This is a genomic window from Pseudomonas sp. PME37.24/006 (genome assembly GCF_055556635.1).
On sequence record NZ_JBVHNL010000002.1, the window covers coordinates 416,865 to 436,068 of the forward strand.

General features: G+C 58.1%; 21 protein-coding genes, 4 tRNA genes and 1 pseudogene. 9 read left to right on the forward strand and 17 right to left on the reverse strand.

The genetic code is table 11. The features are described 5' to 3' along the window. Position 1 precedes the first annotated feature (1 nt). The 4 genes from ACZ3GY_RS07410 to ACZ3GY_RS07425 form a co-directional block, all read right to left on the reverse strand. Positions 2–88: transfer RNA gene (locus ACZ3GY_RS07410), tRNA-Leu, on the reverse strand. 189 nt (positions 89–277) lie between these two features. Continuing rightward, a complete protein-coding gene (locus ACZ3GY_RS07415; RefSeq protein WP_042554592.1) occupies positions 278–613 on the reverse strand; it encodes an ElaB/YgaM/YqjD family protein in 336 nt (111 codons plus the stop codon). Between the two features lie 92 nt (positions 614–705). Next, on the reverse strand, positions 706–957 hold the full coding sequence (locus ACZ3GY_RS07420) for a hypothetical protein (protein ID WP_463564809.1): 252 nt from the start codon (positions 955–957) through the stop codon (positions 706–708). 93 nt (positions 958–1,050) lie between these two features. Continuing rightward, positions 1,051–1,302 (reverse strand): DUF1652 domain-containing protein, encoded by a 252-nt coding sequence (locus ACZ3GY_RS07425; protein ID WP_463564808.1) that lies wholly within the window; start codon positions 1,300–1,302, stop codon positions 1,051–1,053. A 224-nt stretch (positions 1,303–1,526) separates the two neighbouring features. Between ACZ3GY_RS07425 and ACZ3GY_RS07430 the strand changes: the two genes are divergently transcribed. Further along, on the forward strand, positions 1,527–1,763 hold the full coding sequence (locus ACZ3GY_RS07430) for a YgaP family membrane protein (protein WP_465909520.1): 237 nt from the start codon (positions 1,527–1,529) through the stop codon (positions 1,761–1,763). 273 nt (positions 1,764–2,036) lie between these two features. Here the strand turns inward: ACZ3GY_RS07430 and ACZ3GY_RS07435 are convergent, their stop codons facing one another. Next, complete coding sequence (locus ACZ3GY_RS07435; RefSeq protein WP_465909521.1) at positions 2,037–2,249, reverse strand: hypothetical protein; 213 nt, start codon at positions 2,247–2,249, stop codon at positions 2,037–2,039. 164 nt (positions 2,250–2,413) lie between these two features. Between ACZ3GY_RS07435 and ACZ3GY_RS07440 the strand changes: the two genes are divergently transcribed. After that, on the forward strand, positions 2,414–2,704 hold the full coding sequence (locus tag ACZ3GY_RS07440) for an Arc family DNA-binding protein (RefSeq protein WP_463564805.1): 291 nt from the start codon (positions 2,414–2,416) through the stop codon (positions 2,702–2,704). A gap of 95 nt (positions 2,705–2,799) precedes the next feature. On the opposite strand, the pseudogene ACZ3GY_RS07445 reads toward ACZ3GY_RS07440, so the two are convergent. Further along, positions 2,800–3,239, reverse strand: a pseudogene (locus tag ACZ3GY_RS07445) (hypothetical protein). Between the two features lie 146 nt (positions 3,240–3,385). On the opposite strand from ACZ3GY_RS07445, the gene ACZ3GY_RS07450 reads away from it, so the two are divergent. Continuing rightward, the gene (locus tag ACZ3GY_RS07450) at positions 3,386–3,619 is read left to right on the forward strand and encodes a hypothetical protein (RefSeq protein ID WP_225832446.1); all 234 of its coding nucleotides are present in this window, start codon (positions 3,386–3,388) and stop codon (positions 3,617–3,619) included. Positions 3,620–3,833: 214 nt separating this feature from the next. After that, complete coding sequence (locus ACZ3GY_RS07455) at positions 3,834–4,127, forward strand: hypothetical protein (RefSeq protein WP_463564804.1); 294 nt, start codon at positions 3,834–3,836, stop codon at positions 4,125–4,127. Positions 4,128–4,300: 173 nt separating this feature from the next. Here the strand turns inward: ACZ3GY_RS07455 and ACZ3GY_RS07460 are convergent. From ACZ3GY_RS07460 to gacA, 5 genes are all read right to left on the reverse strand, one after another. Beyond that, positions 4,301–4,374 (reverse strand) — tRNA-Cys (locus ACZ3GY_RS07460). Positions 4,375–4,413: 39 nt separating this feature from the next. After that, positions 4,414–4,489, reverse strand: a tRNA-Gly gene (locus ACZ3GY_RS07465). Positions 4,490–4,555: 66 nt separating this feature from the next. Then, entirely contained in the window at positions 4,556–5,116 is a 561-nt protein-coding gene (gene pgsA / locus ACZ3GY_RS07470; protein ID WP_463564803.1) for a CDP-diacylglycerol--glycerol-3-phosphate 3-phosphatidyltransferase, read from the reverse strand. A 33-nt stretch (positions 5,117–5,149) separates the two neighbouring features. Continuing rightward, the gene (gene uvrC, locus ACZ3GY_RS07475) at positions 5,150–6,988 is read right to left on the reverse strand and encodes an excinuclease ABC subunit UvrC (RefSeq protein ID WP_465909522.1); all 1,839 of its coding nucleotides are present in this window, start codon (positions 6,986–6,988) and stop codon (positions 5,150–5,152) included. After that, entirely contained in the window at positions 6,975–7,619 is a 645-nt protein-coding gene (gacA, locus tag ACZ3GY_RS07480) for a response regulator transcription factor GacA (protein ID WP_463564801.1), read from the reverse strand. The genes uvrC and gacA overlap by 14 nt, the downstream gene beginning before the upstream one ends. Before the next feature lie 322 nt (positions 7,620–7,941). Here gacA and ACZ3GY_RS07485 point away from each other — a divergent pair, with 322 nt between their 5' ends. Further along, on the forward strand, positions 7,942–8,148 hold the full coding sequence (locus tag ACZ3GY_RS07485; protein ID WP_465909523.1) for a hypothetical protein: 207 nt from the start codon (positions 7,942–7,944) through the stop codon (positions 8,146–8,148). A 132-nt stretch (positions 8,149–8,280) separates the two neighbouring features. On the opposite strand, the gene ACZ3GY_RS07490 is transcribed toward ACZ3GY_RS07485, so the two are convergent. Further along, positions 8,281–8,371, reverse strand: a tRNA-Ser gene (locus tag ACZ3GY_RS07490). Between the two features lie 179 nt (positions 8,372–8,550). Between ACZ3GY_RS07490 and ACZ3GY_RS07495 the strand changes: the two genes are divergently transcribed. Further along, positions 8,551–9,219: a Bax inhibitor-1/YccA family protein gene (locus tag ACZ3GY_RS07495; protein ID WP_042553664.1), complete on the forward strand. Its 669-nt coding sequence runs from the start codon at positions 8,551–8,553 to the stop codon at positions 9,217–9,219. A gap of 62 nt (positions 9,220–9,281) precedes the next feature. Here the strand turns inward: ACZ3GY_RS07495 and ACZ3GY_RS07500 are convergent, their stop codons facing one another. From ACZ3GY_RS07500 to ACZ3GY_RS07515, 4 genes are all read right to left on the reverse strand, one after another. Continuing rightward, positions 9,282–9,881 (reverse strand): START domain-containing protein, encoded by a 600-nt coding sequence (locus ACZ3GY_RS07500; RefSeq protein ID WP_465909524.1) that lies wholly within the window; start codon positions 9,879–9,881, stop codon positions 9,282–9,284. A gap of 36 nt (positions 9,882–9,917) precedes the next feature. Then, positions 9,918–10,178: a YkgJ family cysteine cluster protein gene (locus tag ACZ3GY_RS07505; protein WP_465909525.1), complete on the reverse strand. Its 261-nt coding sequence runs from the start codon at positions 10,176–10,178 to the stop codon at positions 9,918–9,920. An 82-nt stretch (positions 10,179–10,260) separates the two neighbouring features. Next, positions 10,261–12,171, reverse strand: a complete 1,911-nt coding sequence (locus tag ACZ3GY_RS07510) for a sensor histidine kinase (protein WP_465909526.1) — start codon at positions 12,169–12,171, stop codon at positions 10,261–10,263. Further along, complete coding sequence (locus ACZ3GY_RS07515; RefSeq protein ID WP_465909528.1) at positions 12,168–14,381, reverse strand: putative bifunctional diguanylate cyclase/phosphodiesterase; 2,214 nt, start codon at positions 14,379–14,381, stop codon at positions 12,168–12,170. The genes ACZ3GY_RS07510 and ACZ3GY_RS07515 overlap by 4 nt, the downstream gene beginning before the upstream one ends. Positions 14,382–14,573: 192 nt before the next feature. Between ACZ3GY_RS07515 and ACZ3GY_RS07520 the strand changes: the two genes are divergently transcribed. Beyond that, positions 14,574–15,116, forward strand: coding sequence for a 3'-5' exonuclease (locus tag ACZ3GY_RS07520; RefSeq protein ID WP_463564794.1), 543 nt, complete (start codon positions 14,574–14,576; stop codon positions 15,114–15,116). Between the two features lie 83 nt (positions 15,117–15,199). After that, positions 15,200–15,481, forward strand: coding sequence for a pyrimidine/purine nucleoside phosphorylase (gene ppnP, locus ACZ3GY_RS07525; RefSeq protein WP_463564793.1), 282 nt, complete (start codon positions 15,200–15,202; stop codon positions 15,479–15,481). A gap of 188 nt (positions 15,482–15,669) precedes the next feature. Here ppnP and ACZ3GY_RS07530 read toward each other — a convergent pair whose 3' ends face one another. Beyond that, a complete protein-coding gene (locus ACZ3GY_RS07530; RefSeq protein WP_225832476.1) occupies positions 15,670–16,146 on the reverse strand; it encodes a DUF1289 domain-containing protein in 477 nt (158 codons plus the stop codon). A gap of 395 nt (positions 16,147–16,541) precedes the next feature. Here ACZ3GY_RS07530 and acnB point away from each other — a divergent pair, with 395 nt between their 5' ends. Further along, positions 16,542–19,151 (forward strand): bifunctional aconitate hydratase 2/2-methylisocitrate dehydratase, encoded by a 2,610-nt coding sequence (gene acnB, locus ACZ3GY_RS07535; RefSeq protein WP_225839719.1) that lies wholly within the window; start codon positions 16,542–16,544, stop codon positions 19,149–19,151. The last annotated feature ends 53 nt before the right edge of the window (positions 19,152–19,204 follow it).

Consider the following 19,204-nt stretch of genomic DNA (forward strand, 5'->3'; position numbering starts at 1 on the left):
ATGGTGCCCCGAGCCGGAATCGAACCGGCAAGACCTTGCGGTCGGCAGATTTTAAGTCTGCTGTGTTTACCAATTTCACCATCGGGGCGGCGAAATATGCGAGGGCTGGACTATATACACCCCCAGGCGGCGCTGCAAGGTTAAACGACGCAATAAAAAGCCCCGTAAATCAGTGATCTACGAGGCTATATCAGTCGACCGCAGGCTGACCATGCAGCTGCGCTCGAATCGATTCTGGCGGGTCGCAGCCTGAGGCTGCGCGCCCGCAGGCACCGATTTACTTGCTGCTACGTCCGACCAGCAGGCCGATCAGCAGACCGAAGCCCGAGGCGACGGCAACGGAAGTCCATGGATTGCTTTCGATGCGATCCTGAGCGTTACCGATGGTTTCACGACCCAGCTCGACGGCCTCACGACCTTTGTCGGTGATCGAACCTTTGGCTTCATTGAGCAGCGCGATCACTTTCTCACGAGCTTCGTGTGCCTTGTCACCAGAAAAGGACTCGGCATCGCCCAGCGCTTTGCTGGCCTGGTCGAGAAGTTTCTTCAATTCCTTGGCGCTTTCCTGTTGAAACTGATCCAGGCCGCTTTCCAGCGAAGTTTTACGAGCCATTAGCGAATACTCCATAAAGTGATTGACGCTATTTTGGAGGCGCCGCCAGTCGCCAGAGTTCAGGTTTTTTGCCGATCAGCACTATCAAGCACTTAGGAGTCCAGCTCGATGAGCCCGGTATGGGCGACATGATCGCCGGCCATGCCGCGCACGCGAGCACGCAGATCGAAGGGCATATCGTGCTTGAAGGTGACGGCGTGGCCGATCAACTGGCCGTCCTCGTCGACCCGCTCGCGCTCTTCCACCATCCAGGTTTCCAGCTCATCCTCCGTCAGCCCCAGCTCTTGCGCCAGCAGCGAATGGAAGCGCTCGAGATCGAGGCCATCGAATTTTCCACCGTCCATATCGTCATCCTCTTCAATAGTCAGTACTGCTAACTGAGGCTGCGGGATGTGGAGGCAGTTCACTCTGTCTGATCGGGAGCGCGGCTGACGGCATCAGGCCTCCTTGCGATCACTCCCTGAATTCAGCGTGCGCAGATCCTGACGCAGCTGTATCACCAATTGGGATATTTGCCGTGATGTCGAGAGCTCTGCACGCGATATTCCGGTGACATTCAGATAAATCTGCGCGGTGACAGGATCCTGGATCTGGATAGTCACCGACTCATTGGCATCGATGGTGCAACTACAAACCAATGGTAGAAATGCGCATTCGACGATGCGGCGCTGCTCGAGAATGGACATCATCTTGGAAACTCCTTCCTCACTGTGATGACCCTCGAAGTTTAGTTCGCGCAAATAGACTGTCATGAGGACTTTCTGTCCCGCCTGTCGGCTAGTCGGCATGGTCGATCGAAATCCCGCGGCGCCACGCAATTCAACCGTTGGTAAGCCACCCGGGACATTGCCCCTGCGACACTCTTCACTGTTGCGTTAACTCCATGCGGAGGTACATCCAGATGAGGTGTCACATGCACGCGTACAACAATGTTGAAGGTACCGAGCGCTTGCTCTCACTAGCCGTAGGCATGGTGAGTGCAGTCGGTGGTATCAGGCAGGATGGAGTCGTCGGGCTGATCAAGATCGCGGCGCTGATCGCCCAGCGTGGCATTACCGGTAATTGTCAGCTCAAGGACTTTCTGAGCTGCGCTGAAAAAAGGGAGCGCCATGAGAGCGACACGCCCCCGCCGCAGACCACGATGAAGTGACTATCAGCCGCCAGGCGCAAGGTAGGAAGGCGAAGATGGATAAAGCGCTCAAGGAAACCTTCCCGGCCAGTGACCCTATCTCGCCGTAGGGCTAGCGCCTGCCGATCACGTGGCCAGTACGATAAGTATGTTGGTGGGCGTCATTCTTGGAACAAGCACCGGATGCCCAGCCAGGTTGGCATGCAATATCACTATGCCGTAATTCGAATCATTCGATCATCAAGCGTCGGAGCGAAATATTTGCCGCAGAACACGAGAGCGAATGCACCCTGCTCAATCTCCCCCGCCGCCGCCGTCGCCACCACCGCCAGAATCCGCCGAGACATCGTTGTCGGTAATCATGGTACCGCCAGAGCCGCCACTGGAGCTGCTGGAGTCGCTTTCGGCCTTGCGCTTTTTCGCGGCAGGCCTGAAGTAGGCATAGAGCACGCTGATGGCTAGCACGGCCAGTACCACAAGATAGATCCAGTCAATTGCGCTGAACATCCTTACCTCCAACCATTGATGACTGCCCTGATGTTACGCCATTCGCTTTTCCGGCGTGATACGTCCCACAGCAACATGAATAAACAGCCGATCGTCCAGGGATATGAACTATTGTGCTGCATGGCATCAAATAGCTATTACCACCCAACATGGAGCAGCCTACCGTGACCAAACCAGTATTCAACGCTCGTACTGCTGATAAGTTCGTGGTTCGTTTGCCGGACGGAATGCGTAAGCGTATTGAAGACCTGGCCAACGAGAATTACACCAGCATGAACACCGAGATAATCCAGGCCATCGAAGCCCACCTCGAAGGCCAGGCGCGCCAGTCTCTGCTGATCGACGCACTGCAAGCGAAGCTCAAAAGCGAACTGCAGACCACTGCCAAGCCTGGCAAGAAGGCGCAGGAGCCCAATATCGACTATCTCGATGGCCTCAAGACAGGCACACGCTAAGCCTGTCTGGTTAACGAGATGCGGCCCCGCCCACGCGGGGCCCGAGCCGGTGAAGTGAATGCGACGCGCCCGCCTCGCTCTATCATTCGGCCATTTCAGATGTGGGCTGTGGCGAACTGCACCACCGAGAACGCGCCCAGAATCCCCCAGAACCTGCTGAACATCCATGGCGAGCGCAGCGAGAACAACAGCGACTTGCGATAACGCTCTTCACACGCCTCGGTTTCGCAGAATAGCGGCGAATCATCATAGACATGCCCGAACCGCGGCTCACTGCGCAGCAGCGTGTCCTACTTAAATTGCCAGTGCCCGATGATCGCCGCAGAGGCCCTGATGCAAGGCCATGCGCTCAGCGAACTGACGATCATCAGAAACGACCGTGCCTACAGACGTTGGTACGGCTCGATAACTGGCCCGTCTCGTGATGAACTTCCCGGCGGTAGAAATCCAGGCGCTCCATCGGCGTGCCGAACATCATGTAATCGCTGGCGGATGTTTCAGTTTCGGAGGCATTGGGAGTCGCGATCAGGGGCATAACGGTTACCGCAGGCCATAAGTACAATACTTGGCAATCCAGGATAGGTCGAGGCTGAGCAGCTCCAAACTTGCCTCATGCCGGATAAGAAGTGGTGCCGGATCATTATGGGCAACTAAAGAATCAACAAATACGAAAGAGGCAACATGGGACAGCGTCAAACTCAGATATTGAAACAAGACCTCAAAGCAGTCGCAGAAGACCTGAAATGGGCATCCGTCGACCTGGTCAAAATTGCAGAACGCCTCAGAGGCACAGAGAACGAAGCAGATGCCTGGGCCATTCTTCGCATGGTCGGCGTGCTGATCAACGGCGAGGATCGGCTCAACAAATATGCTGGCGAGGTAAAGGCTGGCCGGATCGTAAGAGCTAAGGGTTGATGATGATCGGCTATCAATGCAGGAGCCTGTCGTAGGCGCGATGCGATGGCTCTCATTGCATCGCCCCTATTAAACGCTGCGGCTTGACGCGCTTACGCCAAAGACTGGCCTTTCATTTTCTGCGACGCGCCCCACATAAATACCGATGCCTTTCGCCATTGACTCAGCTATATCTCACGATCAGGATCATTGAAGACAGTTTCAGGGAGTGAGTATGTTGGTATTTATCGGCGGGCTGATCGAGTGGGTGATGGATTTCGTCACTGACGTCTGGCTCGTGCGCAAAAAACGCTCGCTGAAGAATCGCCCGGAAAACACCTGGAACAAGGCCGCAGAAGATGTTGCCTTGGTGGATGGGCTCACCACGGCGCTGCTTGCGTTCGCCGTTGTGGTTTTCGTCGTGATCCACTTTGTGGTCGGGCTCTCTCTTGGCGTAAGCCTCTCCCTCTCCATAGCACCAGCGTTACTGTACTGCTGCTACCGGTGGATCAAACTGATGAATGGCTGATTGGCACGCCCCGACAAGCGCCCCACCCCAGTAGTATCCAACAGGGTAGCGCCTCCCCTTGATGGATATACAAGTCACCAGTTTGGATATCACGTACAGCGTGCGTGAACTACTACAACTATCCAAACAGACACAAAAAAGCCCCGTAGCTATTAACTACGGGGCTTTCTGTTTGGAGGCTGAGGTCGGAATCGAACCGGCGTTCACGGATTTGCAATCCGGTGCATAACCACTCTGCTACTCAGCCTTTAAACTGAACAGGCCGTACTAGACGGCCCGTTTAAATTGGAGCGGGAAACGAGACTCGAACTCGCGACCCCGACCTTGGCAAGGTCGTGCTCTACCAACTGAGCTATTCCCGCTTGTCTTATCGACGGGCGCCATTCTATAGCTTCGCAACGCCCAGTCAAGCTCTTGATTCAAAAAAGTTATTTCTTTTCTGCGGTCACGCTGAGGTGCGGCCAGGCGGCCAGCAGGTATTGCACCATCGACCACAAGGTGAGCACAGCCGCGATAATCAGCAGCATATAACCGACCAGTACCCAGAAACCGAACAGCGGCGGGTTACCGAGCAGGATTACCAGCGCCACCATTTGCGCGGCGGTCTTCCACTTGGCCAGGTTGGACACCGCAACATGCGCTCTTGCCCCCAGCTCGGCCATCCATTCGCGTAACGCCGAAACGACGATTTCACGACCAATGATGATGGTCGCAGGCACGGTCAGCCACAGGTTGGCGTGCTCGGCGACCAGCAGCACCAAGGCGGTGGCAACCATCAGCTTGTCCGCAACAGGGTCGAGGAAGGCGCCGAACGGCGTGCTCTGCTCCCAGCGACGCGCCAGGTAGCCATCGAGCCAATCGGTCACGGCGGCAAAGGCGAATACCGCGCTGGCAGCCCAGTAGCTCCATGAGAATGGCATGTAGAACAACAAAATGAAGATCGGGATCAGCAGAACGCGGAGCACCGTTAGGAGGTTGGGGATATTCATCGGCTCGACTGGGCGGTTAGGTGAGGCAGCATTCTACTCGCTGTGCAGGGCAGCATAAATCAACCCTGCCAGCTTTTTACTAATGCCGGGTGCTTTAGCGATCTCTTCAGCACTGGCACGGGACAACTCTTGCAGACCACCAAAGTGGTTAAGCAGTTCACGGCGACGTTTCGGCCCTACTCCGGCCACTTCTTCCAGAGTTGAGGTACGTCGCGTCTTGCCGCGACGGGCACGGTGCCCTGTGATGGCAAAACGATGCGATTCGTCTCGAATCTGCTGTATCAGGTGCAGGGCCGGTGAATTGCCCGGCAAGGTAAATTCATGTGCGGCGTCGTTCAGGTACAGGGTTTCCAGGCCGGGCTTACGCGTAGTGCCTTTGGCTACACCCAGCAGAATCAACTCTGGCACCTCCAGCTCGGTCAGCACTTCGCGCGCCATGGCCAACTGGCCCTTGCCGCCATCGACCAACAGGATGTCCGGCAACTTACCCTCGTTCTGCTTAACTTTGCTGAAGCGGCGGGTCAGCGCCTGGTGCATGGCGGCGTAGTCGTCACCGCCGGTCACGCCTTCGATGTTGTAGCGCCGGTAGTCGGATTTGATCGGGCCTTCGGGGCCGAACACCACGCAAGAGGCCACGGTCGCCTCGCCGCTGGAGTGACTGATGTCAAAGCACTCTAGACGTTGCGGCACTTCGTCCATGTCCAGAGCTTCGGCCAGCGCATCGAAACGCCCTGCCATGTGCGCACGGTTAGCTAGTCTGGCGCCCAGCGCCTGCTCGGCGTTAGTCACGGCCAGGGCTTGCCAGCGTGCTCTGGTGCCACGGACACGGTAGCTGATGCCCAGCTCACGCCCACGCAGCTCCTGAATGGCGGCGATCAGCACGGGATAGTCCTCATGGGGCGCATTGACGATCAGTTCGGTCGGCAGATCGCGCTCCTGACTGCCCAGGTAGTACTGACCGAGAAACGCCACGAGCACATCCTGGGCCTCTTCTTCGATCGCCACCTGGGGGAAGAAATTCTTGCTGCCAAGCACGCGCCCGCCACGCACGCTGATTAGATGTACGCAGGCGCCACCTGGGTTGACCATGGCCGCGATGACATCGACGTCGCCGGTACCACCCTCCATGCTTTGCTGGTCCTGCACGCGGCGCAGCAGCGCCATTTGGTCACGCAGTTCGGCGGCTTTCTCGAAATCCAGTGCCATAGAGGCCTGGTGCATGTTTGTGGACAGCTCGGCATTCAAGGCATTGCTGCGCCCTTCTAGAAACATCACCGAGTGACGCACATCCTCGGCGTACTCGGCCGGTTCGACGAGGGCGACACAAGGCGCCTTGCACCGTTTGATCTGGTATTGCAGGCAGGGCCGCGTGCGGTTCTTGAAGTAACTGTCTTCACATTGGCGCACCAGAAAAGTCTTCTGCAATAGCGCCAGACTTTCCCGGATCGCACCCGCGCTCGGGTAAGGCCCGAAATAGCGGCCCTTACTGTTCTTGGCGCCGCGATGGATGTCCAGGCGCGGGTAGTCACCGTCCGACAGGAATACGTACGGATAGGATTTGTCGTCACGCAGCAGGATGTTGTACGGCGGCCGCCATTCCTTGATCAGCGTCTGCTCGAGCAGCAGCGCCTCGGTCTCGTTGGCGGTGATGGTGGTTTCCACCTGGGCGATCTTGCCGACCAGCGCGGACGTCTTGGTCGCCAGCCCGGTCTTGCGAAAGTAGCTGGCAAGACGCTTCTTCAGGTTCTTGGCTTTACCGACGTACAGAAGGTTCGAGCTTGCATCGAACATGCGATACACCCCAGGGCGACCGCTGCAGGTGGCGAGAAAGGCACTGGCATCGAACACGGGAGTGACTTCAGTTTGTGGCATCGACCATGCCGTGGCGGACAGCAAGCAACGCCAACTCCACATCACTGGTGATCGATAATTTCTCGAAAATCCGATAACGGTAGGTATTCACCGTCTTGGGCGACAGGCAAAGCTTGTCGGAAATGTTCTGTACCTTCTGACAGCCGGCAATCATGAGGGCGATCTGGATCTCCCGCTCGGAGAGCAGGTCGAACGGCGAATTGCTGCTCTGTGGCTGAAAGGATTTGAGGGCCAACTGCTGAGCAATCTGCGCGCTGATAAAACGCTGCCCCGAGAAGACCATGCGAATGGCTTGCACCATTTCTTCCAGCGCTGCGCCTTTGGTCAAATAGCCGGCAGCGCCTGCTTGCAGAAGGCGAGTCGGAAACGGATCTTCTTCACACACGGTAACCGCTACGACCTTGAGATCGGGATGGCTGCGGGTCAGCTTACGGGTGGCCTCAAGACCGCCGATACCCGGCATCTTGACGTCCATCAGGACGACATCTGGCTTCAACTCACGAACCTTCTTGAGCGATTCCTCGCCTGAGCTGGCCTGGCCGATGACTTGTAGCCCCTCAATGTCAGCCAACATGCGCGAAATGCCCGTGCGAACCAGGTCATGATCATCGACAACCAATACCTTAATCAAACGAACACCTCGTATCTGTGCGAGCGCCGCACAGCAACTGCGTGGGAGATTGCCACCATATCAAAAAACCTGACGCCTGAGTTAGCTCAAAACGTCAATTTACAAGCGTCAATTACAGGTGCGCGGCCTAACACGCTGACCGTGCACCAAGTAAGATTCTAAAGGGTTCAAAATACCCTTTCGCACGAGACCTGCAATAAACCAATGGCAGGCAATCTGCATAGGTATTGGCAGGCTGACACCCCTTGTAATTTAAGCGGAACGCTAGACCCACGGCACCACTCTGAATCACCAGACAGTGGTAAATACCGAGGGTACACATATGGATATGCTCATCAAGCAGCTCAAGACCGTAAGCGCCGGCCGTTATCACATCGTCACGGAAACCTCATCTGACGGCTTGCAGGTCGATTGCCTCGATCTGCAATGCAACCTTGTAGCGACCCGCAGGCTTTCAGCCGCGCAATTGCAAAACAAGATTCTGATGACCGCTGTGTATGCGGAGCTCAAAGGAACACTGGGGTACTGATAGATAGCCATACCGCTGCATAGCGCAAATTACGATGTCAGAGAAAAGCTCCTTGTAATCATATTTTGCTCCGAGCAAGAGTGCCAAATACAAAAAAAGGCTTAGGTTTTCACCTAAGCCTTTTTTTGTATTTGGTGGAGGGCTAGGGATTCGAACCCTAGAAACGCTATTAACGTTCGCCGGTTTTCAAGACCGGTGCATTCAACCACTCTGCCAACCCTCCAGGTCGACGTGGGTGCTTCATCTTGCCGAAACATCCCTTTGCAACCTTGTTGGTTGCGGTCGGCATCTTACCGGAACGTAACACACTGTCAAACACTCTGATTTGGCAGTACCCAAGGCTCTGCTATGATGCCTCCCGACCTTGGTCACGGAACCATTAGCCTTTACAGGAGTGTCGCCATGCGCGAACAAGATTACGCACACAACCCCACACGGGTTGAACAAACCGCAGTCAGCAGCGTTCTGCGCAATACCTACGGTTTGCTGGCTCTCACCTTGGCATTCAGTGGCATCGTGGCATTCATGGCTCAACGTGCCAATGTGCCGTACCCGAACATTTTCGTCGTGCTGATCGGCTTCTACGGCCTGTTCTTCCTGACAGCGAAACTGCGTGACTCCGGCTGGGGTCTGCTGTCCGCCTTCGCACTGACCGGTTTCATGGGTTACACCCTGGGCCCGATCCTAAACCGTTACATGGGGATGGCTAACGGTGCTGAAGTCGTCAGCTCGGCGTTCATGATGACGGCGCTGGTGTTCTGTGGTTTGTCTGCCTATGTGCTGACTACCCGTAAGGACATGAGCTTCCTGAGCGGTTTCATCACCGCCGGCTTCTTTGTTCTGCTGGGTGCTGTGCTGGCTAGCTTCTTCTTCCAGATCAGCGGCCTGCAACTGGCAATCAGCGCTGGCTTCGTGCTGTTCTCGTCGGCCTGCATCCTGTATCAGACCAGCGCGATCATTCACGGTGGTGAGCGTAACTACATCATGGCGACCATCAGCCTGTATGTATCGATCTACAACCTGTTCGTCAGTCTGCTGCAGATCTTCGGCATCATGGGTGGCGACGACTGATCGGCTACACCCATATGTGAAAAGGCCCGCCAATTGGCGGGCCTTTTCATTTCTGGCGCATTCTACTGACTGGCCTTTTCCCGCATGCCCTTGAGGGTATTGAACGGTGCCTCTACGACGAATTTATTGGAGAGCCACGAAGGAACGCTGCCGCCCGGGTCGGAATGTGCTTCGTAGATGACCTCGACCATGCCGTCAGCCTTGGGGGTCATCGTCCAGTGCCCCTCTACTTCAGCCACCCGCACATAGCCTTTCTCTTCCGGCTTGTAGTCGGGCACGCCATGCAACTTGCGGGTCACACTGCCATCGGCGCCCTGCTCGGTCGTCACTTCTATGATCGAATCACGGGGCGTGACGGGCCATGGAGTATTGAAACGCGTGTATGTCCAGCTCTTGTCCCCTTCGTTCTTGAGCAGCCGCTGCTCCTGGCACTCGTGAATCCAGGCGCACGACGCCTTGACGTCTTCCTGAAGCGCCCTGAGCCTGCTTATATCAGCCTTGATCAGGGTCACGCCGCGATAGGCCTTGTAGGGTGAACCGGCCACGTCGCTCAAGTACACCTTGATGCCCTCTTCGTCCTTCACCAGGCTCCACCCTTCGGCGTGAGTGGCAGACGCGATACACAGGGCAGTGCTTGCTACCAACAATCGGGTCAACGACATTTCATTCTCCGGGGCTGACTTGTTTTCTTGTAGCGCCTAAACAGCTGTTGCCGTAGCACCCTCCAGCCAGGCGAGCAGGCGGATAGCGTCCTCGCTGCTATTACCGCAGACATCGAGATCTGCCGAAAATGCCGAGCAAACTGCGGGGCGATCCGGATGACCGAAGATTGTGCAGCGGTTGCCCTGGTCGAGGTTTACGCAACGCTGGCCCGCCGGTTTGCCGTTGGGCATGCCAGGAATGAAGGAACTGATGGAGGGAGAAATGCAGCAGGCGCCACAACCGGGACGGCATTGCATGGGGAGGAACCTCGAACGAACGACACGGCGCTAAGCGGCGGCAATTCTAGCGTGCCTGGCGGGAGGCTGGCAGCCCCTGCCGTCAGCCCAGGCTCAAGCGAATGCTAAAGCGTGAGCCCTGACCAGGGGCACTGTCTACATCCAATTGAGCGCCGAGAATATCCACCGCCAGCTGGTGGGTGATATGCAGGCCGAGGCCCGTGCCGCCCTGTCCGCGGCGAGTTGTGAAGAATGGATCGAAGATCTTGCCCTGCAGGTCGTCGTCCATTCCACGTCCATCATCGCTGACTTCGATCACGCAATGCCCTTGGGATTCGTCGACCTCACAGCGCACCGTCACCACCCCTTTAACGCCCGGATCGAAGGCATGAATCAGAGCGTTGTCGATGAGGTTCTGCAAGATCTGCCCGAGAGGGCCTGGATAGCTGTCAAGCATGAGATTTTGCGCGACGTCGAGTTCGATACGGTGCGGGCTCTGCCGCAGCTTCGGCTGCAGCAGCAGAACGACTTCATCGACCAACTCGCGCAGATCGAAGCGACGTCGCTCGGTACTGGCACGGTCGGTGGCCAGTTGCTTGAACGCCCGAGTAAGCTGCGACATACGCTCCAGGCTCGTAAGAATGATGCCCAGACCATCATCGGTACGCTGTACGAAACGATCCAGTGTGGTGCGCTTCAAGCCCTCACGCATTCCGGCCTGGAACTCCTGGCTGGCTTTCTCCAGCGTCGAAGCCGCCACACTTGCCGCGCCGATTGGAGTGTTCAGTTCGTGGGCGACACCGGCAACCATGGTGCCCAAAGACGACAGCTTTTCCGCCTGCAACAGGGCGCGCCGGGTTCGCTGCAGTTGGTCGACGGTGCGCTGCAATTGCTCATTGCTGAAGGCCAGGGCTCGGCTGCTGACATGCAACTCGTGCTCAGCCCGCAAACGCTCCGCTTCGTCGATGGCGCGCCGCACGCTGACCAGCAGCCCAAGCCCCTGCAGTACACCGAAGAACAGCAGTACCCGCCACAACACTTCCCAACGCAAGGCATCAAGATTCTCAGCGGGCAGGTGTGACAGCAGCAACCAGTGATCCGCCACGTTTATGGTCGCCGAGTTACCGTCGCCCGGACGGAAATGGTTGTACGCCCAGAAACCGGCGGAGTCGATGAACGAGCCGCGCTGCTCTTGCTGCAATCGTCGCCAGCTCGATGGTTGAAGGCTGGCGAGCGTCATTTCGGGCTTGCCGAGCATGAAGCCCCAGGCATATTCGGGGCGCTCGCCCAGCATCCAGTAGCCTTCATGGTCGAGCAGTTGCAGCGAGCCACCATAAGCGGCGGAGGTTTCCTGCAAGCGGCCAAGCAGGCGTTCGGCTCGGTAGTCGAGGATCAGGATGCCTCGCCGCTCGCCCCGATCACTGAACACGGGCACCGCAGCCCGCAATATGGGCACCAGCGCGCGGATCGAGCCATCAGGCCGATATTGCCGATCGAGGTCGAAGCGCGACAGGTAGGACTCGCCCCGATACAAGTGCATGGTTTCCACGAAATAGTAGGCAGCGGAGTCATTTTGCAAATCCGTTGTGTCTACTGCCCGCACCGCACCGGAAACTGCATCGACACGAACGCGCTCCATGCCGGTTTCATCGAGCCAACGGATGCGCTGGTAAACCCCACGACTGCTGGAAAACTCGACGAACAGCTCGCTCAACGCGGCGTAGCTGTCATTGGAAGCGTACTTGATGGCTCGCGTCAGCAAAGGTTGCTGGCTGAGGAACTGCAGATCACCGCGCAGGCTGGCCAGGTGGCGTTCCAGAACGGCGACGCCCTCCCCCAGGCTGTCGCTTTGCGCATCCAGAAGCGGTTCGAGGCGATCATTGAGCATACGGTCATAGAGCAGTACGCTGAGCACAATGATCAGCAGCGACCAAGGTAGAAACAGAACCAGCAGGTTGCGTGGCAGGGGTTTTGACAGCGCTTTGCGCCACCTTGCCGCTCGGCTGATTATCACCGGTACGCACGCTCACCCAGCCAGCTCAGCAAACGCTCCAGCGGCATGGGTTTGGCAAACAGGTAGCCTTGCGCTTCCACGCACTCATGTTGCGTCAACCACTCGACCTGATCCTGGTTTTCCACGCCTTCAGCAATGACCGACATGCCTACACGCCGGGCAATCTGGATGATGGCCTCGGCGATCGACTGACCATCGTCTTCGGCGCGCAGCTCCTCCACGAAGCTGCGGTCTATCTTCAGGCGATCGGCGGGCAGTTGCCGCAAGTAGCTAAGCGACGAGAAGCCGGTGCCAAAATCGTCGATGGCGACCTTCACGCCCATCTCGCGCAGGGCCAGCAACTGCTCACAGACCTGCTCGAACGAACGCATGGCCACCGATTCGGTGATTTCCAGCTCGACCTGGCTGGCCCGCACCCCTGCCGACTCCAGATGCTGGGTGAAGCGCTCGATGAAATCGCGCTGCAGCAACTGCGTTGCCGAGACATTGATGGCGACCCGAATGTCGCCATAGCCGGCCTCGTCCAAGCGCCTGGCCGCTTGCAGCGACAAGCGCATGAGCAGATCGCCCAGAGGCAGAATGTAGCCGGTGGCTTCAGCGAGCGGAATGAATTGCAGTGGCGGTATCGCCTTGCCGTCGGCTTGATACCAGCGAGCCAGGGCTTCGACACCAGTGACAACGCCACTGCGCATGTCCAGCTGGGGCTGCAGCTCGATACTGATCAGATCGCTGGCCACCGCATCACGCAATGCCAGCAACAAGCGGAAGGATTCGGCGTGAGCCCCCTGCAACTGACGGTCGTGCACCACATGCTGATCATGGCCCAATTGCTTGGCCTGCTTGAGCGTAAGCCGCGCGTCCTGAAGCGCGACGCTGGCGGTGTCGTCAAAATCGCGCAGGTACAGGGTCACGCTGCTCAGGCTATGCACCTGGCCGAGTTCATAAGGGCGATTGGGGCGGCGGAACAACGCCACGATATCCTCGGCGCGTACCTGATCTTCCGGGCCGAGAATGGCAAACAGATCATCGCGTACCCGGGCGATCAGCACGCTGCCATCAAAGGTCTCGCGCAGTCGGTTGGCCACCAGGCCCAGGATGAAATCTCCATAACCAGTCCCGAAAGCGGTGTTGGCGCCGGAAAAGTTGTCGATATCGATCAGCACCAACACCCGCTCGTCCTTATTCGAACTGCTAAGCGTCATGTCGAGCATGCGAATCAGCGCATTGCGGTTAGGGATCTTCAGCAAGTCGTCCTGGTAGGCCATCTCCTCCAGGCGGCTGAACAACGCGACGTTATAGAGGCCACGGCTGATACTGGCACTGAAGACCTCGAGCAGTTCAAGCTCGGTATCATCCAAGGTGCGCTCGGTCGCTACGTAACAGGCGTAGTCAGCGCCGGCCTGAAAGCGCGGAAAAAATAGTACGGTGCAATCGTCGAAGCGCAGCGTGCATTGCTTTTGCAGGCTACAGCGCAAGGCGCTGGCCACGGCATCGTCGCGCAGCCCATCCAGGTCGCCATCGATGGATGCGTAAAAGCGCCCGCTGGCGCTGATCACATGAGCATTGGGAAGGCTGCCGGGGCTAGGCTCCTGCGCCTTGACGCAGACGATGCCTTCGGCTTGCAAGTCCAGCAACGAGGCAATCTCGGAGAGGATCTTGGCTGACAACTCGCGGGTGTTCTTCGAACAAAACAGCGCATTGCTGGACTCGACGATCATCTGCAGGCCACGACGGGCGCGGGCGGTGGCCTTGAGCTGCGAGTAACTGCGCAGCCCGGCGGTCAGCACCGTACGCAGGCGCTCGGCACTCAGCTCGCTTTTGGACCAGTAATCGTTGATGTCGTAATCACGCATGACCTCCTGCACAGGTGCCATGCCAGGCTCGCCAGTGAGTAGCACGACGCGGATCTCGGCATTGCCGATCACCTCGCGCAGGGTCTTGACCAAGCGCAGGCCGGCATCCTCGGTCTCCATCACCACGTCGAGCAGAACCAGGGCGATATCGCGCTGTTCGGCGAGAATCATCGCCGCCTGACGATTGCTGAAAGCCTGCTGTATCTCGATACGCCGCCCAAGAATTTCCATCTCGCTCATGGCGAAAGCCGTGGCGCGTTGAAAGCCGGGATCATCGTCTACGGTGAGAATGTGCCAAACCGGCTGCTGCGTGCTGCCAACAGGCTCATCGTCGAAGAACACTACGGAGTCATCCATGAAACACGCTCACCTATCACCCATACGAAGAGGAACAATACCTTCCGTGCCGCCAAGTATAGCCAGCCTTGGAAAGAGACAAGAGGCATGATGGCATTTCGCAAATGGCACGAATGCGGCCATTCATCGGTCTGAGTCTGCAGCACTCATCACCACCTGAGATGCACCGGGTTTAACGGACAAGGAGAAGCTATGGGGTATTGGCTGGTCATCGATCTGGAAGCCACCACGGAAGAAGGTGGCTGGCCCATCGAGCAGATGGAAATCATCGAGATTGGCGCCAGCCTGGTTAACGCCAATGGTCACGAGATCGACCACTTCCAGCGCTTCGTCAGGCCGCTACGCCGCCCAAACCTCACTCGCTTTTGCCGTGAGCTAACCCATATCAGCCAGGCGGATGTCGCCTCGGCACTGACTCTGCCGCTGCTCTGGCCGCAATTCGAACGCTGGCTGGAACCCCATCGAATGCGCCTGCAAGGCTGGTGCAGCTGGGGCGATTACGACCGTAAGCAGTTGCAACAGGACTGGCAAAACAACGAGCTGGTCAGCCACCTGCAGACTCTGCCACACCTGAACCTCAAGCGACGCTTCGCCGAAGAGCGCCAATTGGCGCGCCCGGTCGGTTTGAATGCGGCATTGCACTTGGCGGGAATCGCTTTCAGCGGCCAGCAACACCGCGCACTGACCGATGCCCGTAATACTGCCCGCCTGCTACCGCTGGTAATGATCAGATGATGGCGCACGTATGCAGGTGACGCAGCGAAACGTGTTGGGCATACTTGCCAGCCATTTATTTCTGCCCGCTAACGAGGATGCACATGTTCAAGGTCAATGAGTATTTCGACGGCACCGTCAAATCCATCGCATTCGGCATGGCAGAAGGCCCGGCCACTATCGGCGTAATGGCTGCAGGTGAGTACGAGTTCGGCACCAATCAGCTGGAAGTCATGCATGTGATCGCCGGCGCGCTGACCGTGAAGCTGCCGGGTAGCGAGAAATGGGAAACCTTCACCGCTGGCAGCCGTTTCACCGTGCCGGCCGACAGCAAGTTCCAGTTGAAGGTCGAACAAGACACCGCTTACCTGTGCGAATACCGCTGACAGATCGCCCTACGGCGTTGGAAGCCCGGCCAAGTGCCGGGCTTTTACGTGGAAGGGACACCATAATTGTCGAGCAGCCCTGACTGCGGGTTTGACACGACCGTAGCCTGTGGTTGAGCGCAGCGATACCCAGGACAACTGATCCCAGCTATTGATGCGCTCAGCGTCGGCCTAAAGAGCTGGCAGGCCTAAACACGAAGCTCCATGCCTTCCTTGAGAAAACGCGGGGCGATGTAGCGCTCGAAATGTGCCTCGGAGAGCAGGAAGAACTCTCTGTCGATGGCGTCACGCAGATCTGGCAGTTCCCAATCGCGAAATTCCGGCAGCAGGGAAATACCGTAGGCGTCCACCTGCGTGATCACCCGAGCACCACGTGCTAGCAGCTGGTAGGCCCAGCAATACGCCGACTGGTGAGGAACATAGCGAATCTGCCGCTGCTGCAGCTGTTTGAGCAGAAGCCCCTCGTCGAAAACTTCCAGCTTGGCCGTCATTACCTGCACCAGAAGCATCTCCAGGCGCAGCCAGACAGACTGCTTCTCCTCGTCGCTGTAGCCGTTCCAGTTGATCACTTCATGGTGGAAGCGCTTGCAGCCGCGGCACACGGAATCACCGAAGACCGTAGAGCACAGGCCGACACAAGGCGTCTTGATAGGTTGATTGGACATGCGTTACATCGATACACAGGACTGTTAAGGGGACATCTTAGCCCTTTGTCTAATACGGAACACCCCAGAGGATGATGGGTCTTTCGCTTAACTTTGCTCCAGTATTCCGCTAGAATCAGCGCGCCTTGCGAAAGGCGCCAATGTCCGTTGGAAGCTGTTTTCAAAGCGTCACGAGCACAGTCGATCCTGCAGGTCGATGTTGGCATGGTCATCCCCCGGCCATGCCAGCCCCTCATCAGCCCCGTCCTGCCGGCGTAAAACTTTGAAAGCAGCTTCCGGATGGAAGCATTGAAACCATCGCGCACAGCCCATGAGGCTGAGCTGCGGATGTGTTTAATGCGTTCCTGCATGCGTCCCGGACACCCTATTTGGGACCACTGATGAGGGTAATAACTGTGCTTGAAGCCTACCGCAAACACGTAGCAGAGCGTGCCGCCCAGGGTATCGTGCCCCAGCCGCTAAACGCCGAACAAACCGCTGGTCTCGTTGACCTGCTGAAGAACCCGCCGGCCGGCGAAGAAGAATTCCTCCTCGACCTGATCACCAATCGCGTGCCGCCAGGCGTCGACGAAGCGGCCTATGTTAAAGCCGGCTTCCTCTCCGCTATCGCCAAAGGCGAAGCCACTTCCCCCCTGCTCGACAAGAAGCGCGCAACCGAACTGCTCGGCACCATGCAGGGCGGCTACAACATCGCGACCCTGGTCGAGTTGCTGGATGACGCCGAACTGGCCGCCATCGCAGCTGAACAGCTCAAACACACCCTGCTGATGTTCGACGCGTTCCACGACGTTGCCGAAAAAGCCAAAGCAGGCAATGTCCACGCTCAAGGCGTACTGCAATCCTGGGCCGATGGCGAATGGTTCAAGAAGCGTCCAACCCTGGCCGACAAGATCAGCCTGCGGGTTTTCAAGGTAACCGGCGAAACCAACACCGACGACCTGTCGCCCGCTCCGGATGCCTGGTCGCGTCCGGACATCCCGTTGCACGCCCTGGCCATGCTGAAAATGGCCCGCGACGGCATCGTGCCTGACGTACAAGGCTCCATCGGCCCGATGAAGCAAATCGCCCAGATGTACGGCGACGGCTTCCCGGTTGCCTACGTCGGTGACGTGGTCGGTACCGGTTCCTCGCGTAAATCCGCCACCAACTCGGTGCTGTGGTTCTTCGGCGACGACATTCCGTACGTGCCTAACAAGCGTGCTGGCGGTTTCTGCTTCGGCTCCAAGATCGCGCCGATCTTCTACAACACCATGGAAGACGCCGGTGCTCTGCCGATCGAATTCGATGTCTCGAACATCAACATGGGCGACGTGATCGACCTGTACCCGCACGCTGGCAAAGTTTGCAAGCATGGTACTGACGACGTCATCACCACCTTCGAAATGAAGACCCCGGTTCTGCTCGACGAAGTTCGCGCTGGCGGCCGTATCCCGCTGATCGTCGGCCGTGGCCTGACCGAAAAAGCACGTGCCGAGCTGGGTCTGGGCCCCACCGACCTGTTCAAGCTGCCAGAAGCGCCGGTCGACACTGGCAAGGGCTACACCCTGGCACAGAAGATGGTCGGCAAGGCCTGCGGACTGCCGGAAGACAAAGGTGTTCGTCCGGGCACCTACTGCGAGCCGAAGATGACCACCGTCGGTTCCCAGGACACCACTGGCCCGATGACCCGCGACGAGCTGAAAGACCTGGCTTGCCTGGGCTTCTCCGCTGACCTGGTGATGCAGTCGTTCTGCCACACCGCGGCCTATCCGAAGCCGATCGACGTCACCACCCACCACACCCTGCCGGATTTCATCCGCACCCGTGGCGGCGTGTCGCTGCGTCCTGGCGACGGCATCATCCACAGCTGGCTGAACCGCATGCTGCTGCCGGACACCGTCGGCACCGGTGGTGACTCGCACACCCGCTTCCCGATCGGCATCTCCTTCCCGGCCGGTTCGGGCCTGGTCGCCTTCGCCGCAGCCACCGGCGTTATGCCGCTGGATATGCCAGAGTCGGTTCTGGTGCGTTTCAAGGGCAAGCTGCAACCGGGCATCACCCTGCGTGACCTGGTACATGCCATCCCTTACTACGGCATCCAGCAAGGTCTGCTGACCGTCGAGAAGAAAGGCAAGATCAACGCCTTCTCCGGCCGCATCCTGGAAATCGAAGGCCTGGACGACTTGACCGTCGAGCAGGCGTTCGAGCTGTCCGACGCCTCTGCCGAGCGTTCCGCTGCAGGTTGCACCATCAAGCTGCCGGAAAAAGCCATTGCCGAATACCTGAAGTCGAACATCACCCTGCTGCGCTGGATGATCAGCGAAGGCTACGGCGATGCGCGCACCATGGAGCGTCGCGCTCAAGCGATGGAAGCCTGGTTGGCCAACCCTGTGCTGCTCAGCGCAGACAAGGACGCCGAGTACGCCGAAATCGTCGAAATCGACTTGGCCGATATCAAGGAGCCCGTTCTCTGCGCACCTAACGACCCGGACGACGCGCGCCTGCTGTCGACCGTTCAGGGCGAGAAGATCGACGAAGTGTTCATCGGCTCGTGCATGACCAACATCGGTCACTTCCGCGCTGCCGGTAAGCTGCTGGATCAGGTCAAGGGTCAGCTGCCTACCCGTCTGTGGCTGTCGCCGCCGACCAAGATGGACGCTCACCAACTGACCGAAGAGGGCTACTACGGCATCTACGGCAAGGCCGGCGCGCGCATGGAAATGCCGGGCTGCTCGCTGTGCATGGGTAACCAGGCACGTGTCGAGCCGAATTCGACCGTTGTGTCGACGTCGACCCGTAACTTCCCGAACCGCCTGGGTGATGGTGCCAACGTGTACCTGGCTTCTGCCGAGCTGGCCGCTGTCGCGTCCATCCTGGGCAAGCTGCCGACCGTCGAGGAGTACATGGAATACGCGAAGAATATCGACAGCATGGCTGCCGACATCTATCGCTACCTGAGCTTCGACCAGATCGCCGAGTTCCGCGAAGCAGCGGCCAACGCGAACATCCCGGTCGTTCAAGCTTAAGGCTTCACCTGCGTTAGAGAGCCCCGCCTGGTGCGGGGCTTTTTTATGCGCGT

Bases quoted from the DNA above. Each gene is read 5' to 3' on its own strand.
- ACZ3GY_RS07500 (WP_465909524.1), bottom strand. From the start codon at position 9,881: ATGTCGTTGACCCGATTGTTGGTAGCAAGCACTGCCCTGTGTATCGCG.
- uvrC (WP_465909522.1), bottom strand. From the start codon at position 6,988: ATGCCACAAACTGAAGTCACTCCCGTGTTCGATGCCAGTGCCTTTCTC.
- pgsA (WP_463564803.1), bottom strand. From the start codon at position 5,116: ATGAATATCCCCAACCTCCTAACGGTGCTCCGCGTTCTGCTGATCCCG.
- ACZ3GY_RS07515 (WP_465909528.1), bottom strand. From the start codon at position 14,381: ATGGATGACTCCGTAGTGTTCTTCGACGATGAGCCTGTTGGCAGCACG.
- ppnP (WP_463564793.1), top strand. From the start codon at position 15,200: ATGTTCAAGGTCAATGAGTATTTCGACGGCACCGTCAAATCCATCGCA.
- ACZ3GY_RS07425 (WP_463564808.1), bottom strand. From the start codon at position 1,302: ATGATGTCCATTCTCGAGCAGCGCCGCATCGTCGAATGCGCATTTCTA.
- ACZ3GY_RS07530 (WP_225832476.1), bottom strand. From the start codon at position 16,146: ATGTCCAATCAACCTATCAAGACGCCTTGTGTCGGCCTGTGCTCTACG.
- ACZ3GY_RS07495 (WP_042553664.1), top strand. From the start codon at position 8,551: ATGCGCGAACAAGATTACGCACACAACCCCACACGGGTTGAACAAACC.
- ACZ3GY_RS07485 (WP_465909523.1), top strand. From the start codon at position 7,942: ATGGATATGCTCATCAAGCAGCTCAAGACCGTAAGCGCCGGCCGTTAT.
- ACZ3GY_RS07430 (WP_465909520.1), top strand. From the start codon at position 1,527: ATGCACGCGTACAACAATGTTGAAGGTACCGAGCGCTTGCTCTCACTA.
- ACZ3GY_RS07420 (WP_463564809.1), bottom strand. From the start codon at position 957: ATGGACGGTGGAAAATTCGATGGCCTCGATCTCGAGCGCTTCCATTCG.
- ACZ3GY_RS07450 (WP_225832446.1), top strand. From the start codon at position 3,386: ATGGGACAGCGTCAAACTCAGATATTGAAACAAGACCTCAAAGCAGTC.
- ACZ3GY_RS07505 (WP_465909525.1), bottom strand. From the start codon at position 10,178: ATGCAATGCCGTCCCGGTTGTGGCGCCTGCTGCATTTCTCCCTCCATC.
- ACZ3GY_RS07520 (WP_463564794.1), top strand. From the start codon at position 14,574: ATGGGGTATTGGCTGGTCATCGATCTGGAAGCCACCACGGAAGAAGGT.
- ACZ3GY_RS07415 (WP_042554592.1), bottom strand. From the start codon at position 613: ATGGCTCGTAAAACTTCGCTGGAAAGCGGCCTGGATCAGTTTCAACAG.
- ACZ3GY_RS07455 (WP_463564804.1), top strand. From the start codon at position 3,834: ATGTTGGTATTTATCGGCGGGCTGATCGAGTGGGTGATGGATTTCGTC.
- ACZ3GY_RS07435 (WP_465909521.1), bottom strand. From the start codon at position 2,249: ATGTTCAGCGCAATTGACTGGATCTATCTTGTGGTACTGGCCGTGCTA.